This is a genomic window from Pseudoalteromonas sp. SWYJZ98, from assembly GCF_015864495.1.
In the GTDB taxonomy this organism is placed as follows: Bacteria; Pseudomonadota; Gammaproteobacteria; order Enterobacterales; family Alteromonadaceae; genus Pseudoalteromonas; species Pseudoalteromonas distincta.
The window spans coordinates 75,687-89,913 of the sequence record NZ_JADYXA010000009.1; the positions used below are offsets into that span (position 1 = coordinate 75,687).

A 14,227-nucleotide genomic window follows, 5' to 3' on the forward strand; every position below is an offset into this window, starting at 1 on the left:
ATAGTTAACTATCTCTGTGCAGCGCGTAGCGCCTCTGTGTTCTCGGTGGTAATATTTATCTAAATTACCACCAACCTTAACTGAGCCAAACCAACCTAAGCCCCACACTGCCTAACCCCATTACCCGCATGTTTAAGCGCAATAATTTGCCCTTTGCTGTTATGCGCCATGGCGAGCATATCACCGGTATTTATATCGCTTTCAACCGCGTGTTTACCCTTTAAATCACTCAACAGTGAATGCTTAATTTGCACTAGCACCTCGTCATTACAGCTGGCTATGTACCAGTCGTTATCTACCTTCACTAGAGTGCCGTATTCTATGTGGCGTTGTTGGTGGCGGCGTAAATCGTTAGCTAATTGACTATCGAGCGCGTGTTTTTGCTCTGTAATAGAGCTTGCGTAGCTACCAGCTTGGTTTATTTCGTGTGTTTTAATAATTGAATAGTCGTGAATGTCTATAGTGTTAAGTGCGGTGTTATGTACGGTTTTAGGCGTGGTATTTATGCTGTTGTTATTATCAAACACAATAAAAGCAAATACACTCAGAGCGCAGGCAAGGCTGTTTAGCTGCAGCGTAAAGCCGAACTTTTTAGGCTTTGTGTGCGTGGCCTTTTTAACTAGCGCTTTTTGCTGAGTGCTTGTAAGTGTTGTGCGCGCTTTTCGCTCTTTGTAATGTTGTGTGAGCTTTTGATCAAACGGCTCATCAGGCTTGTTCATTGTTTGCTCCTAATAAACGTTTAAGGTTTTGCTTGGCATAGCGCAGCCTTGTTTTAATGGTCTCGAGGCTGCTTTGCGTTATAAGTTCTATGTCGGTGAGCGAAAAGCCTTCTTGTTGTAATGTTATGGCTTCACGCTGTACAAAGCTGAGTTGTTTTAGCGCGGCGTCGAACGCGTCATAACTAATATTTGAGCTGCCTATATGCGAGTCTCCACTAGTTAAGTCACCACTATTTAAATCGCTTTCGCTTTTATCATTTTGTGCTGCTAAATGCGTGTTTTCGTCAAGCTCTACAAAGTGCTGTTGCCTGCGGTATTCGTCAATGAGTGTGTTGCGGGCAAGTTTAAATAACCACGCTTTGGGTGTGGTTTGGGATTGGTAAAGGTGGCGTTTTTCGATTACTTTTAGCCATGTTTGTTGGCTTACGTCGTATGCTAAATGCGTATTAGATTGCGTAACAAGGTAGTGGTATAAGTCGTTACTGTAGAGGGCAATAAGCTGCTCTAAGTAACGATTGTCGCCACTTTTTGCGTAACTTGCCATGCAGTCCTTGCTTGGCGTTTCAAATAACCATGACTTAATACTTAGTAGCATAGGCTCATCGCTTTTATTGTTGTAATTTAAAATCGAGCTGTACAGTTTGACCTGTTTGTAATTGTGCCACACCTTCAATTACTTTGGGGCGATATTTCCAGCGTTTAATAGCTCTTATTGCTTCGCGGTCAAAGGTGCGTTTTGGCTCGGCGTTAATAACTACCGGGTCGATTACTTCACCCGTTGGCGAAATACTAAAGCTTAGTTGTACCCAACCTTCAATACCATCGCGCGCGGCTGTAGTTGGGTATTTAGGGTTTATGCGCACTATGGGTGTTGCATCCCCTGTAGGGCGATTAATGGTATTGTTAATGTCGCCACCAAAATCGTCAATTGTAACTGGCGTAAGGTCGCTAATTGCCAACACAGGATCGGCTGATGCATCAAGCGGTGGAGCTTTTTGCGGCACTTTAGGCATTGGCGGTGGCGGCTGTATTTTTTGTATATGCCTGACTTTTGAATCCTCAGGTGCCTGAAAAATCTCTACTATAATATCGCCCCCTGGTTTAACCGGTGCGCGTTGCTCGCCACTTATTAAATATTGCATAAACGCAAAAGCTGCAAAGGTCATTGCGGCGCCGCCAATAACGGCGCTCGATGTTTTAATAAATACTGGGTTGTTAGGTGCTTCAAGTGTGTGCATAAGCCGCTCCAAATTTTATTGACCACTACTATTAGGGTGTTTTCAAAGCTATAACGGGTGGCAAATCAAAAAGGGGTGAAATAATTTTATAAAAAATGTGGGGTTTAGTTACAATAGCCATTCGCATTCTTTTACTTATTAACTTTTTAGGCTGTTATGCAACTCATTGAAATAAATAAAGCGCGTTACCGTAAACATTTAAACCGTGTTATTGCAGGATGTGGTATTGGTTTGGCTGTAGGCAGCTTGGCTATATCGCAAACGCTGATTGCTTTATTTCCTGATGAAAGTGGCAGCCACTTTCATTGGAACTTAATAGGCGTTGCTATTACAAGCGTTGGGCTTGCGTGGTTACTTAATAAATACCGTACACATAGCTTTATGACTGAAGTTGTTTATGTGTGGGAGCTTAAAAAAGCACTTAATAAAATAACCCGTAAAATGGCTAAGTTAAAAGCCGCTGGCCGTGAAGGTAATGCTGATGCGTTATTAGCGATTCATTATAGCTACGCGGGCTCTCGGTTATTGTGGCAGCTAGACGATAACCTAATCACCATGGACGATTTAGCCATTAAACAAGCTGAGCTTGAATCTGTTGCAGCGCAACATAACGTAACGCTTAATGTTGAAGATTACGATGAAAGCATTTTAAAACAGTTTTAAAGCTTAGGTTTTTAAATTAGTTGGAGGAGCCTTAATGAAAAAAGTACTCATAGTGTGTTTAGGTAATATTTGCCGCTCGCCAACCGCAGAGGCGGTATTAAAAGCCCGCGCTAAAAAGCTAGGCGTTAACGTTAACGTTGATTCGGCAGGCACTATTGGTTATCACGAAGGTAAAACGCCTGATGGTCGCTCAATGGCAGCAGGGGAGAAGCGCGGTTACAGCTTTAAAGGTATTTATTCACGTAAAGTGCGTACAAGTGACTTTACTGAGTTCGATTTAATTTTAGCGGCCGATACGCAAAACTTAGCTGATTTAAAAGCCCAGTGCCCTGAGCATCTACAGTACAAATTAGCGCTGTTTTTAGAATATGGCGAGCAAGCCCAAAGCGCTATTCCCGATCCCTATTACGGCGGCGATGGTGGCTTTGAAAATGTGCTCGATTTAATAGAAGCGGCTAGCGATAAAATACTCGCTAAAATTTAGGACTAATTTATAAAGTTAAAAAGCGCCAAATGGCGCTTTTATATTTTAGCTTAGCGGTTAATTTTAAAGTCGAGTTGTACCTGAGAAATAGCGCTAACAGGTTTGCCATTTTCAAACTTTGGCGCGTAACGCCATTGCTCAAGCGCTGCTTTGGCTGATTTTTCAAATGCTCTACCGCCTTCTGAGCTAAGTACTTTTGGGTTTTTTACAAAGCCAGCTGCGTCTACCTCAAACTCCATAACAACGCTACCATCGGTACTAGATCTGGCTTTGTTAACTGGGTATTTAGGATTAACACGGTAAAGTGGTGTTTGCTCTTGCGATTCTTTCCATGGCACCATTTTAGCAATGGCTAGACAGTGTTTAGTTGCTTCTTCGCTTTTACCTTGTTTTTCGTACAGGCCAATAAGCTTAGAGTGAGCGCTTAGCTCTGCGCTGTGATCAAAGTTTAAGTTAGTATCGAATACAGTAACTATACGGTTTAGCCTTTCAATCGCTTGATTGTATTTTTTACGACCTTCTGCGAATGAGGCCATTAAAAAATCGGCTTTTATGCGCTCTAGTGAGTTTTCGGGTAAGTTTTCTTGGTAGTACTCGTCGGCTTCTTCTAGGTAGTTTTTAGCTTCTCGATATTTTTTAGAGCTATGCTTTCTAGCCAGTAGCGTTGCCGCTTCTAATTTCATATCGGCTACAAACTTAGGGTTATTTTGTGTTTTAGCTATTTCGATTACTTGTTCTAAAAGGTTAGCGGCTTGATATGCTGATGTTGTGTAGTTAGCTTTTCCGAGCAGTGCATCAACTGTTTCTATTGATTGTTTGCCGTGGTTTGCAGCTAAAATAGTATGGGCTTCGTTATAAAGGGTATAACGCTGCTCATTTAGCTCATCGGCGAAGCCTTTAATGGCTTTAGCGTAGTTAATAGCTAAGTTAGCGGTGTTATCTGAGCTTTTGCCATAAACAGTTTTACCCGATGTGTAAGCAAGCTTAGCAGTTTGTTGTACGTTTTTATTTGCTTTAACTGCTGCTAAATAGCTTTGGTATGCTTGGTTAAATACCGCTTGAGGATCGCTTGCTTGGCTTGCAAGTGCTGTAGTACTTAAAGTTGTTGCGCACAAAGCAGATAAACTTAAGCCTATAAATAAAGCGAGTTGTTGACGTTTCATAATAATCCCTATCGTTGTTTAAAATACAAAATACCAAACGCGTCTGTAGGTGTCACTGATTAAGGTAAATCAACGTAAATAACATTGGCTGTTATTTGTATTAATTTATTGCTTAACAATCATTGAAAATAACGCCTGTCGTCGCCATATATTTGCCATAAACAGTCTTGTACTACGGTGTATTCATCCTATCTTGTGATATTATCACTTTATTGTCGTGTCGTAGTTATTTAAATATTTGGATTTGTCGTGGCGCAAGTAAGAGCAAGAGTCCAGCTTAATGTTGGCAGAAATAGTGATATCCCTGCAGAAATAATCTCATTTACTGATTTAAATGATGGTAAAGAACATATTGCTATGGTGTTTAACAACGCTGATACAAAGCAAGATGTACCGCTTATTCGTATGCATTCAGAATGCTTAACGGGCGATGTATTTTACTCATCGCGTTGTGATTGTGGTGAGCAACTAAATGAATGTATTGAAATGATGCACCAGCAAGGCGGTATTTTATTATATTTACGCCAAGAAGGCCGTGGCATTGGTTTATACAACAAAATTGATGCTTACGTATTGCAATCGCAAGGTATGAACACCTACGAAGCCAATAATCATTTAGGCTTTGCTGATGATTTACGTGACTTTTCGGATGCGGTATTAATGCTCAATGCGCTTAATTTAAGCCACGTTAAATTAATGACCAATAATCCTAAAAAGCTTAACGCATTAAAAGATGCCGGTATTAATGTTGACTCGGTTGTGGGCACACATGCGCACATTAAAGCGGGTGTTGCTGGTAATAAATCGTACCTAGAAACAAAAATTAAGCATGGCGCGCATATGTTAGATATTAAGAAAATTAAAAAACCTTAATCATTTAATTACGTTTCGTCTATTAATACCCCCTCACGCCAAGTTATACTTGGCGTGTTTCGTTTTAAATTAAGAGCAAGTATGTCTACACAATTACGAATTTTTAAAGCCGATGCAGGGCTAAAGTGGTTAAAAGCCGGATGGCTTATTTTTAAAACCCAGCCAGCAACCTTTATTTTTATGCATTTATTTATTGGCATTGTAGGGCTGCTATCTTTATTTTTACCGCTGCTGCAAGTTGTGGCAGCGCTAGCTACGCCATTTTTAACCGCAGGGTTTTACCAAGCGGTGCTTAGTAAGCAGCAGGGCGGAAAAATTATGCTAGCCGATATTCTCAAGCCATTTACGGCTAAGGGAAATCGTTTAGGGTTATTACGTTTGGCGCTTTACCAAATGGGTGCGGGCATTTTAATGGCGTTACTTGCTAATGGCTTATTTGCCGATGCAGTGGCTGTTATGAGCCAGCCAGGACTTGATCCAAACGTAGCGCTAGAACAAATGCTTGAGAGTATTTCGGGCGCGAATGTAATTTTATTTTTTATGGCAATGCTAATTTATTTAACGGCATTTGCGTACGCTGTGCCACTTGTTTATTTTAGTAAAGAAACACGCATTTTAACGGCGCTTAAAAAATCGTTAATGGTGTTTTATCATAACATTTTGCCACTTGGCGTTTTTGGCCTTATTTGCGCATTATTTATGGCGCTTTCGATGTTCTTATCGTTCTTACCACTGTTGATTTTAATGCCGATTTGCTACATTAGCTTTTTTGTATCTTATCAAGCCATTTTTATGCCTGTTGTACCATTAAGTGACGACATTAATGTTAAGCCACTTAGCAGTGAAACAAGCGGACGTTTTGACGCTTAATGGATGATAAATTAAAGCAAAAACTAAAAAACTATGTACTTTGGTTACTAGGGCGCCAAGAATATTCGCGTCGTGAGTTAACGCTCAAATTACAGCAAAAAGAAGCGACAGAAGAGTTTATTGAAACGCTGCTTGATTGGTGCGAAAAGCACAATTTTATTAACGAGCAGCGATACTGTGAAGGCTTTGTAAGAAAACACATATTTAAATGCCACGGGCTTAAGCGAATACAAAGCGAAGCTATGGGCAAAGGGATTGATCGTTCGCTACTTGAAATGGTAGTTGAAGAGCTTGAAATAGATTGGTTTGAGCTTGCGCAGGATGCGTACAATAAAAAATATTCGAATACACCGCCAGACCTCGATTACAAAGATAAAGCTAAGCGCGTGCGCTACTTAATGTATCGGGGTTTTAGCTACGATGAAATTAATTTTGCAATGCAAGCACAGTAAATACAGGTGAGACTTTCAAATGCAGCACATGACTACCGCACAAATTAGGCAACAGTTTTTAGACTTTTTTGCCAGCAAGCAACATCAAATAGTACCTTCTAGCTCGCTTATACCGGGTAACGATGCCACGTTGTTATTTAATAATGCCGGCATGGTGCAATTTAAAGATGTATTTTTAGGCGCAGAAAGCCGCCCTTATACACGTGCGACAAGTTCGCAGCGCTGTGTACGTGCTGGCGGTAAGCATAACGATTTAGAAAACGTAGGCTACACTGCTCGCCACCATACATTTTTTGAAATGTTAGGTAATTTCAGCTTTGGTGATTACTTTAAGCAAGATGCAATTAAATTTGCGTGGGAGTTTTTAACTGAGGTTGTAAAACTACCAAAAGAAAAGCTGTTAGTAACTATTTACCATGATGACGAAGAAGCCTTTGGCTACTGGGCTAACGATATAGGCTTACCTGAAGATCGTATTATTCGTATTGCAACTAGCGATAACTTTTGGTCTATGGGTGATACCGGTCCTTGTGGTCCATGTTCTGAAATATTTTATGATCACGGCGAGCATATTTGGGGCGGTCCTCCGGGCACACCTGAAGAAGATGGTGACCGTTTCATTGAAATTTGGAACTTAGTATTTATGCAATACAACCGTCAAAGCGACGGGACTATGGAGCCACTTCCTAAGCAATCTGTTGATACAGGTATGGGCCTTGAGCGTATTTCAGCTATTTTACAAGGTGTGCATTCAAACTACGAAATCGACTTATTCCAAGGCTTAATTGCGGCCGCTGCAAGCGTTACCAATGCACAAGATATGGATGATAAATCACTTCGCGTAGTGGCGGATCATATTCGTTCGTGTGCATTTTTAATTTCAGATGGGGTTATGCCTTCAAATGAAGGCCGTGGTTATGTATTACGCCGTATTATTCGTCGTGCTGTGCGCCACGGTAACAAGTTAGGTGCTAAAGGCGCGTTTTTCTATAAATTGGTTGCTGCACTTATTGAGCAAATGGGTCAAGCGTACCCAGAACTTGCTAAGCAACAAGAAATTATTGAAAAAGTACTGCGTATTGAAGAAGAGCAGTTTGGTAAAACGCTTGAGCGTGGTTTAGCTATTTTAGAAGAAAGCTTGAGTGATTTAACCGGGGATGTGATCCCAGGTGACTTAGTATTTAAACTTTACGATACCTATGGTTTCCCTGCCGATTTAACAGCCGATGTAGCGCGTGAGCGCCAAATGACCATTGACCATCAAGGTTTTGAAGCATGTATGGCAGTGCAACGTAAAACAGCACAGCAAGCAGGCAAATTTGGTGCAGATTATAATGAGCAATTAAAATCAGATAAGCACACTGATTTTAAAGGCTATGATAGTAATCATTACCGTGGCACTGTGGTAGAAATTTTTGCCGGTGGCGAATCGGTATCGTTACTTGAAGATGGTCAACAAGGTATTATTGTTTTAGACCGTACTCCGTTTTACGCTGAATCAGGCGGCCAAATTGGTGATAGCGGAACAATTACTGTTGCCGGTGGTGAGTTTAATGTAACGAATACCACTAAATTGGGTAATGCTTTTGCTCATCATGGAACAGTTCAAGGACGTATTGGCGTTAACGATAAAGTGGATGCGACTATTGACGATGCGCGCCGTGACAGTATTAAGAAAAACCACACCGCTACGCATATTTTGCATGAAGCACTGCGTCAGCTTTTAGGTGAGCACGTATCGCAAAAAGGCTCACTTGTGCAGCCAGATCGTCTGCGTTTTGACTTCTCACATTTTGAAGCGGTGACCAAACAAGAACTGCGCGAAATTGAACGCGTAGTGAATGACGAAATTCGTCGTAACTTTGCTCTTAACACTGAGCTAATGGCAATTGATGATGCTAAAGCCAAAGGTGCAATGGCACTGTTTGGCGAAAAGTACGATGACGAAGTACGCGTTGTGACTATTGGTGATTACTCAATCGAGCTTTGTGGTGGTACACACGTAGAGCGTACGGGTGACATTGGTTTATTCAAAATTGTATCTGAAAGCGGTATTGCTGCTGGTGTTCGCCGTATTGAAGCGGTAACAGGTGCAGAGGCAATTGCTTATGTAAGCGAGCAAGAGCAACAATTACATGATGTAGCTGCTTTAGTTAAAGGCGATAGCGCATCGGTACTTGAAAAAGTTACTGCGTTACTTGAAAAGTCTAAAGGTCTTGAAAAGCAAATTGCGCAACTTAACGATAAGTTAGCAAGTGCAGCTGGCGCGTCTTTACTTGACTCGATTGTTGAAATTAACGGCGTTAAGCTACTTGTAGCAAACGTTGAAGGTACTGAATCTAAAGCGCTTCGCGGTATGGTTGATGACCTTAAAAACAAAATTGGCTCAGGTGTTATTGCACTGGGTGTTGCCAGTGGCGACAAAGTAAGCCTAATTGCTGGTGTTACTAAAGACTTAACAGGCAAAGTAAAAGCCGGTGAGTTAGTTAACCACATGGCAGGCCAAGTAGGTGGTAAAGGTGGCGGTCGTCCAGATATGGCACAAGCTGGTGGTAGTGAGCCACAAAACCTTGCTGCTGCACTAGATAGCGTTACAGCTTGGTTAACTGAGCGTACTTAAGCCTAAGTGGCGCTTATTGTTCAAAAATTCGGTGGCACTTCGGTCGGCTCAATAGAGCGAATTGAAGCAGTCGCCGACCTTGTTGTAAAAACCAGACAACAAGGACATCAAGTGGTTGTGGTGCTCTCGGCTATGTCGGGAGAAACCAACCGCTTAATTAATCTCGCCAAACAAATTGATACTCGCCCGAGTAGCCGTGAACTAGATGTACTAATTAGCACCGGAGAGCAGGTTTCTGTATCACTACTTGCTATGGCTATTATAAAACGTGGCCACTCTGCTGTGAGCCTATTAGCCGATCAAGTCAATATTTTAACCGATAACATGTTTGGTAAAGCTCGTATTGCAGAGGTTGCTGCTACGCGTTTAAAGCATGAGCTTGAGCATAATCGTATTGCTATTATTGCTGGGTTTCAGGGGCGTGATGTTGAGGGCAACATTACAACGCTTGGGCGCGGCGGCACCGATACATCGGCTGTAGAAATAGCAGCGGCTATAAAAGCTGACGAATGCCAGATCTATACAGACGTTGACGGCGTATATACTACAGATCCTCGTGTTGAACCTAACGCGCGCAGAATGAGCCAAGTTACCTTTGCCGAAATGCTAGAGCTGGCAAGTTTAGGGGCGAAAGTTTTGCATATTCGCTCAGTAGAAGCCGCAGGAAAACATAATGTGCCACTTAGGGTGCTTTCGAGCTTTAATCCCGATGAAGGTACATTAATAAGTTTTGAGGAGAACGATATGCCAAGCAAGGTTGTATCGGGGATTGCGTTTAATCGTGACGAATGTTTAATTAAGGTACAAGGTGTGCCAACGGGCACGCAATATCTTTCAAAAATATTGAAACTTTTTGCCGAAAATGGCATCGAAATAGATATGATTAATCAAGTTAATCATAACTTTGAAAAAATAGACTATGCTTTTACTGTGCACTCGAATGATTATCTGCAAGCACTTGAATTATTGAGTGAAGATCAAGCTCAGCTCAGTGCTCAAAATATAAGCGGATTGCAAGCAGTAGCTAAAGTTTCTGCTGTTGGCATGGGTATGAAATCACATTCTGGTGTCGCTAGTTTATTTTTTGATGCATTAGCGCAGGAAAATATTAATGTGGTTTTAGTCTCGACTTCAGAGATTAAAATTTCAGTTTTAATAGATGAAAAGTACTTAGAGTTGGCTGTTCGTGCATTACACAAGGCATTTTTAACAGAAAATGGATAGATTGCGAGTTTTTACTTACTTTTCAGTCTAATTTTCATTAGTATGTTTAAGCGGAATCTTATAATTTTTATTGGAACATGGGAGCAAGAGAATGCTAATACTAACTCGTAGAGTAGGTGAAACCCTAATGATTGGTGACGAAGTAACAGTTACTGTTCTAGGTGTTAAAGGAAATCAAGTTCGAATCGGTGTTAATGCACCAAAAGACGTATCAGTGCATCGTGAAGAGATTTACATGCGCATACAAGCTGAAAAGTCGAACCCTAATCCGGGCAATGCTTAATCAACACGTATACGTAGTTGAGTAATTAACTCAACTAGACTAAAAGCCACTCACTGAGTGGCTTTTTTGTTTATAAAAGCGAGTGTTTCAGGACTAAGTATTTGTTTTGATATGTACTGCATGCCGCTTTTGTTTTTAATAATAATACCTTGCTGGGTGTCAATTACTTCGCTTATATTTTGCCATTCTAATTGATAGCTTTTGTAATGATTAGCAGATTTAATACCTTCTTCATCAAAGGTAAGTGTTACCTCAGAGCCTGATGCTCTGCTGAGCATTTGTCTGGTTACCCACCATGGTCTGCGATAGTAAAAAGCGACGCATTCGAGTACCGCTAACATGATCATAAACGATCCTAAGTAATGATCATCTAAAACATAAATGCCAAATAAACCAAGCGCAACTAACAACACAAGTAAAAAGTATTTAGGTTTTGCACGCTTACTATAAGGGAGTGACTCATCAAAACACTCGTAAAAGTAGGGTTTATCTAATGTGTAGGTGGTTGTGAATGCCATTTTGCCTTGCTTTAAATATCGTTTTTTTTATTTTAACAAGCTAACTGCTAAATGAGCAGCTTTATAGTCAGTGATTTTATTACTGGCACAAAAAAACGGCTCGAAAGCCGTTTTTTTAGCGGTACAAGAAGAATTAACAGTTAGTTTCTTCAGCGTTCACGCCTTCTTTAACATTTTCACATGCATCTTCAACAGAGTTTTGCACGTCAGTTACTGCTTCGTCGATACGTTCGCCAGCGTCTTCTGCATGGTTGTCTTCACAACCCATCATGAAAAAACCTGCAAATACTGCGATTAGTGCTGCTTTTAAAGTTGTAGAGTTCATAGTGTAATTCCTTGTAAGTATTAATTAATTTTAGTGTTTGTTAGTTGAATGCTTTATCTACCTGGGTGATTTACCACGTAGTGCACCTGAAACTAATGAAATCACTAAAAGTACTAAAAAGATAAAAAATATAATTTTTGCTATACCAGCTGCGGCACCTGCGATGCCACCAAAACCTAACACTGCAGCGATTAAAGCAATAACTAAAAATGTAATTGTCCAGCGTAACATTGTTTTCTCCTTGGTTATCAAATTTGCTCATAACAACTAATGCCAGTTATATGCCAAAGTTTATTTTTTATAAATATCAATTGGTTATGGTTTTTTACTGTTGTTCTAGTTATTAGTTGGTTAGTAACTTTTACGCTTTGTTATGTAAGTTATTCACACTGTTGCAAATAACTGCTAAATATTCACTAAATAGGGTTTATTTGGTAAGACCAATTAACAAGTGGCAATGGCTTTGCATTTAATATTAAAAGTTGGTGTTTATTTTTACTTAGCTTGATAGTTAATTAACAACTTCCATATAACTATTAGCTATAGTCGTTATTTCTTGTATGTATTGTAGGGCGCGTGATTGCTGAGTTATAGCATGTAAATTAATTGAGTGTTATGTTGTGTATTGTTTAATTGGTTTTACCAATTTACAAGATGTAGACAAAGCGATTAGTTTTGTTATTATCCAGTGAATAAATATTTAATTAAATCGATTTTTTATTTTCGATATGGGTTTCAAGGGGAGAAAAATGGATATAGGTGCTCTACTCACAACGGCTGGTAACTTAATGCTTACTGGCATGGTTGGGGTGTTTGTATTTCTGTCGATATTAATTGGTGCAGTAACGCTTATGTCTAATTTGGTGACGCGCTTAAGCGAACCTGACGTGGCGACACCAGTTAAATCACCATCTTTTAAATCTCAAGGTGTGCCTAATGAGCACGTCGCTGCTATTAGTGCTGCCATTGCTCAGTACAAATCAAATAATAAATAAGGGGCACACACATGGCTAAATTAAAATTAACAGAATTGGTATTACGCGATGCTCACCAATCATTATTAGCAACGCGTATGCGCCTAGACGATATGCTACCGATTGCTAGCAAATTAGACGATGCGGGTTATTGGTCTATTGAATCGTGGGGCGGTGCTACATTTGACTCGTGTATTCGTTATTTAGGCGAAGATCCTTGGGAGCGTATTCGTGCACTTAAAAAAGCGATGCCTAATACTAAACAGCAAATGCTATTACGCGGTCAAAACTTATTAGGTTACCGCCATTACGCTGATGACGTAGTTGAAAAGTTTGTAGAACGTGCACATAAAAATGGCGTTGACGTATTTCGTATATTTGATGCAATGAACGATGTTCGCAACCTAGAAACAGCTGTTAAAGCGGCTGTAAAAGTAGGCGCTCATGCTCAAGGTACTATTTCGTACACAGTTAGCCCAGTTCATACACTTGATATGTGGCTAACTCTTGCAAAACAGCTTGAAGATATGGGTTGTCATTCAATTTGTATTAAAGATATGGCGGGTTTATTAAAGCCGTACGATGCTGAAAAACTAATTAAAGCACTTAAAGAAACTGTATCAATTCCAATTGCTATGCAGTGCCACGCTACAACAGGTTTAAGTACTGCTACTTACCAAAAAGCAATTGATGCTGGTATTGATATGCTCGATACCGCTATTTCATCAATGAGTATGACTTATGGACATTCCGCAACTGAAACTATTGTATCGATAGTTGAAGGGACTGAGCGCGATACTGGGCTTGATTTAAACCACCTAGAAGAAATTGCTGCTTACTTTAGAGATGTACGTAAAAAATATGCGGCATTTGAAGGTAGCTTAAAAGGGGTTGATGGGCGCATTTTATTAGCTCAAGTACCTGGTGGCATGCTTACAAACATGGAAAACCAACTTAAAGAGCAAGGCGCAGCCGATAAGCTTAATGAGGTTTTACTTGAGATCCCACGTGTACGTGAAGATCTTGGCTTTTTACCTTTAGTAACACCAACGTCGCAAATTGTTGGCACTCAAGCGGTACTTAATGTGCTAACGGGTGAGCGTTATAAAACCATTACTAAAGAAACTGCTGGCGTATTAAAAGGTGAATATGGCTTAACACCAGCACCAATGAATAAAGAGCTACAAGAGCGCGTGCTTGATGGAGCGGAAGTTATTACTTGTCGCCCTGCTGATAACATTGCACCTGAGCTTGCAACGCTTGAAGCTGAGTTATTAAAAGAAGCACAAGAGCAAGGTTTAACACTTGCTGATGATCAAATTGATGACGTATTAACTTATGCATTATTCCCACAAGTTGGTTTGAAGTTTATTAAAAACCGCAACAACCCAGATGCATTTGAGCCAGTACCTTCTGTTGAAGATAAAAGCAGTAAAGCACCTTCTAAATCAGTTTCAAATAGTAACAAAGTGAAGGCTGAGCAATACAGCGTAAAAGTAGATGGTAAAGTTTATGACGTAGTAGTAGCGCAAGGTGGTGAACTTAAGGAAGTAACATTAAAAGACTCTGAGCACATTCCTCAGTCTGCTTCGGTTGCATCAGGTGAAACACTTAACGCGCCTCTAGCCGGTAATATTTTTAAGATTAAGGTAAAAGCTGGGCAAGTTGTTAACGAAGGCGATGTAGTGATTATTATGGAAGCCATGAAAATGGAAACTGAAATACGCGCTACGCATACCGGAACAATTGCTGAAGTGTTAGTTAGTGAAGGCGATGCTGTAACTACCGGCGACGCTATGATTGCATTAGCTTAGGAGTAAA

Annotated in this window: 17 protein-coding genes; 10 read left to right on the plus strand and 7 right to left on the minus strand. The window is 40.4% G+C overall.

What is annotated here, in order from left to right:
* Nucleotides 1-95 precede the first annotated feature (95 nt).
* From I6F10_RS08605 to I6F10_RS08615, 3 genes are read right to left on the minus strand one after another with little or no spacing between them, the layout of a single operon-like run.
* The gene (locus I6F10_RS08605; RefSeq protein WP_165744122.1) at nucleotides 96-719 is read right to left on the minus strand and encodes a hypothetical protein; all 624 of its coding nucleotides are present in this window, start codon (nucleotides 717-719) and stop codon (nucleotides 96-98) included.
* A complete protein-coding gene (locus I6F10_RS08610) occupies nucleotides 706-1,314 on the minus strand; it encodes a sigma-70 family RNA polymerase sigma factor (RefSeq protein ID WP_165744121.1) in 609 nt (202 codons plus the stop codon). Before I6F10_RS08610 ends, I6F10_RS08605 begins: the two co-directional genes overlap by 14 nt.
* A 13-nt stretch (nucleotides 1,315-1,327) precedes the next feature.
* Nucleotides 1,328-1,957, minus strand: coding sequence for an energy transducer TonB (locus I6F10_RS08615; RefSeq protein WP_165744120.1), 630 nt, complete (start codon nucleotides 1,955-1,957; stop codon nucleotides 1,328-1,330).
* Between the two features lie 156 nt (nucleotides 1,958-2,113).
* Between I6F10_RS08615 and I6F10_RS08620 the strand changes: the two genes are divergently transcribed.
* Both I6F10_RS08620 and I6F10_RS08625 read left to right on the plus strand, forming a co-directional pair.
* Complete coding sequence (locus tag I6F10_RS08620) at nucleotides 2,114-2,620, plus strand: DUF3087 domain-containing protein (protein WP_024606258.1); 507 nt, start codon at nucleotides 2,114-2,116, stop codon at nucleotides 2,618-2,620.
* Nucleotides 2,621-2,654: 34 nt separating this feature from the next.
* Nucleotides 2,655-3,104: a low molecular weight protein-tyrosine-phosphatase gene (locus I6F10_RS08625; RefSeq protein WP_165744119.1), complete on the plus strand. Its 450-nt coding sequence runs from the start codon at nucleotides 2,655-2,657 to the stop codon at nucleotides 3,102-3,104.
* A gap of 50 nt (nucleotides 3,105-3,154) precedes the next feature.
* On the opposite strand, the gene I6F10_RS08630 is transcribed toward I6F10_RS08625, so the two are convergent.
* Complete coding sequence (locus I6F10_RS08630) at nucleotides 3,155-4,267, minus strand: energy transducer TonB (RefSeq protein WP_197098724.1); 1,113 nt, start codon at nucleotides 4,265-4,267, stop codon at nucleotides 3,155-3,157.
* A gap of 249 nt (nucleotides 4,268-4,516) precedes the next feature.
* On the opposite strand from I6F10_RS08630, the gene I6F10_RS08635 reads away from it, so the two are divergent.
* From I6F10_RS08635 to csrA, 6 genes are all read left to right on the plus strand, one after another.
* The gene (locus I6F10_RS08635) at nucleotides 4,517-5,140 is read left to right on the plus strand and encodes a GTP cyclohydrolase II (protein WP_165744117.1); all 624 of its coding nucleotides are present in this window, start codon (nucleotides 4,517-4,519) and stop codon (nucleotides 5,138-5,140) included.
* A gap of 81 nt (nucleotides 5,141-5,221) precedes the next feature.
* Entirely contained in the window at nucleotides 5,222-6,010 is a 789-nt protein-coding gene (locus tag I6F10_RS08640) for a BPSS1780 family membrane protein (protein ID WP_024595741.1), read from the plus strand.
* A complete protein-coding gene (locus I6F10_RS08645; protein ID WP_002961933.1) occupies nucleotides 6,010-6,462 on the plus strand; it encodes a regulatory protein RecX in 453 nt (150 codons plus the stop codon). The genes I6F10_RS08640 and I6F10_RS08645 overlap by 1 nt, the downstream gene beginning before the upstream one ends.
* Nucleotides 6,463-6,481: 19 nt before the next feature.
* Nucleotides 6,482-9,082, plus strand: a complete 2,601-nt coding sequence (gene alaS, locus I6F10_RS08650) for an alanine--tRNA ligase (RefSeq protein ID WP_165744116.1) — start codon at nucleotides 6,482-6,484, stop codon at nucleotides 9,080-9,082.
* A 6-nt stretch (nucleotides 9,083-9,088) separates the two neighbouring features.
* Entirely contained in the window at nucleotides 9,089-10,306 is a 1,218-nt protein-coding gene (locus tag I6F10_RS08655; RefSeq protein WP_024597680.1) for an aspartate kinase, read from the plus strand.
* Nucleotides 10,307-10,397: 91 nt separating this feature from the next.
* The gene (gene csrA, locus I6F10_RS08660; protein WP_004587515.1) at nucleotides 10,398-10,589 is read left to right on the plus strand and encodes a carbon storage regulator CsrA; all 192 of its coding nucleotides are present in this window, start codon (nucleotides 10,398-10,400) and stop codon (nucleotides 10,587-10,589) included.
* Nucleotides 10,590-10,639: 50 nt separating this feature from the next.
* Here the strand turns inward: csrA and I6F10_RS08665 are convergent, their stop codons facing one another.
* The 3 genes from I6F10_RS08665 to I6F10_RS08675 all read right to left on the minus strand — a co-directional run bounded on the left by I6F10_RS08665 (nucleotide 10,640) and on the right by I6F10_RS08675 (nucleotide 11,663).
* Nucleotides 10,640-11,107 carry a YcxB family protein gene (locus I6F10_RS08665; protein ID WP_165744115.1) on the minus strand — a complete coding sequence of 156 codons (468 nt, stop codon included), beginning with the start codon at nucleotides 11,105-11,107 and terminating at the stop codon, nucleotides 10,640-10,642.
* A 133-nt stretch (nucleotides 11,108-11,240) separates the two neighbouring features.
* Nucleotides 11,241-11,432, minus strand: coding sequence for a hypothetical protein (locus I6F10_RS08670; protein ID WP_002961938.1), 192 nt, complete (start codon nucleotides 11,430-11,432; stop codon nucleotides 11,241-11,243).
* A gap of 57 nt (nucleotides 11,433-11,489) precedes the next feature.
* Nucleotides 11,490-11,663 (minus strand): DUF1328 domain-containing protein, encoded by a 174-nt coding sequence (locus I6F10_RS08675; protein WP_002961939.1) that lies wholly within the window; start codon nucleotides 11,661-11,663, stop codon nucleotides 11,490-11,492.
* A 518-nt stretch (nucleotides 11,664-12,181) separates the two neighbouring features.
* Between I6F10_RS08675 and I6F10_RS08680 the strand changes: the two genes are divergently transcribed.
* The gene (locus I6F10_RS08680; protein ID WP_165744114.1) at nucleotides 12,182-12,427 is read left to right on the plus strand and encodes an OadG family protein; all 246 of its coding nucleotides are present in this window, start codon (nucleotides 12,182-12,184) and stop codon (nucleotides 12,425-12,427) included.
* 11 nt (nucleotides 12,428-12,438) lie between these two features.
* Nucleotides 12,439-14,220, plus strand: a complete 1,782-nt coding sequence (oadA, locus tag I6F10_RS08685) for a sodium-extruding oxaloacetate decarboxylase subunit alpha (protein WP_165744113.1) — start codon at nucleotides 12,439-12,441, stop codon at nucleotides 14,218-14,220.
* Nucleotides 14,221-14,227: the final 7 nt, after the last annotated feature.

What these genes read in the sequence shown, in the direction of transcription:
- I6F10_RS08605 (WP_165744122.1), bottom strand. Translation starts at nt 719, where the DNA reads ATGAACAAGCCTGATGAGCCGTTTGATCAAAAGCTCACACAACATTAC.
- I6F10_RS08610 (WP_165744121.1), bottom strand. Translation starts at nt 1,314, where the DNA reads ATGCTACTAAGTATTAAGTCATGGTTATTTGAAACGCCAAGCAAGGAC.
- I6F10_RS08615 (WP_165744120.1), bottom strand. Translation starts at nt 1,957, where the DNA reads ATGCACACACTTGAAGCACCTAACAACCCAGTATTTATTAAAACATCG.
- I6F10_RS08620 (WP_024606258.1), top strand. Translation starts at nt 2,114, where the DNA reads ATGCAACTCATTGAAATAAATAAAGCGCGTTACCGTAAACATTTAAAC.
- I6F10_RS08625 (WP_165744119.1), top strand. Translation starts at nt 2,655, where the DNA reads ATGAAAAAAGTACTCATAGTGTGTTTAGGTAATATTTGCCGCTCGCCA.
- I6F10_RS08630 (WP_197098724.1), bottom strand. Translation starts at nt 4,267, where the DNA reads ATGAAACGTCAACAACTCGCTTTATTTATAGGCTTAAGTTTATCTGCT.
- I6F10_RS08640 (WP_024595741.1), top strand. Translation starts at nt 5,222, where the DNA reads ATGTCTACACAATTACGAATTTTTAAAGCCGATGCAGGGCTAAAGTGG.
- I6F10_RS08645 (WP_002961933.1), top strand. Translation starts at nt 6,010, where the DNA reads ATGGATGATAAATTAAAGCAAAAACTAAAAAACTATGTACTTTGGTTA.
- alaS (WP_165744116.1), top strand. Translation starts at nt 6,482, where the DNA reads ATGCAGCACATGACTACCGCACAAATTAGGCAACAGTTTTTAGACTTT.
- csrA (WP_004587515.1), top strand. Translation starts at nt 10,398, where the DNA reads ATGCTAATACTAACTCGTAGAGTAGGTGAAACCCTAATGATTGGTGAC.
- I6F10_RS08665 (WP_165744115.1), bottom strand. Translation starts at nt 11,107, where the DNA reads ATGGCATTCACAACCACCTACACATTAGATAAACCCTACTTTTACGAG.
- I6F10_RS08670 (WP_002961938.1), bottom strand. Translation starts at nt 11,432, where the DNA reads ATGAACTCTACAACTTTAAAAGCAGCACTAATCGCAGTATTTGCAGGT.
- I6F10_RS08675 (WP_002961939.1), bottom strand. Translation starts at nt 11,663, where the DNA reads ATGTTACGCTGGACAATTACATTTTTAGTTATTGCTTTAATCGCTGCA.
- I6F10_RS08680 (WP_165744114.1), top strand. Translation starts at nt 12,182, where the DNA reads ATGGATATAGGTGCTCTACTCACAACGGCTGGTAACTTAATGCTTACT.
- oadA (WP_165744113.1), top strand. Translation starts at nt 12,439, where the DNA reads ATGGCTAAATTAAAATTAACAGAATTGGTATTACGCGATGCTCACCAA.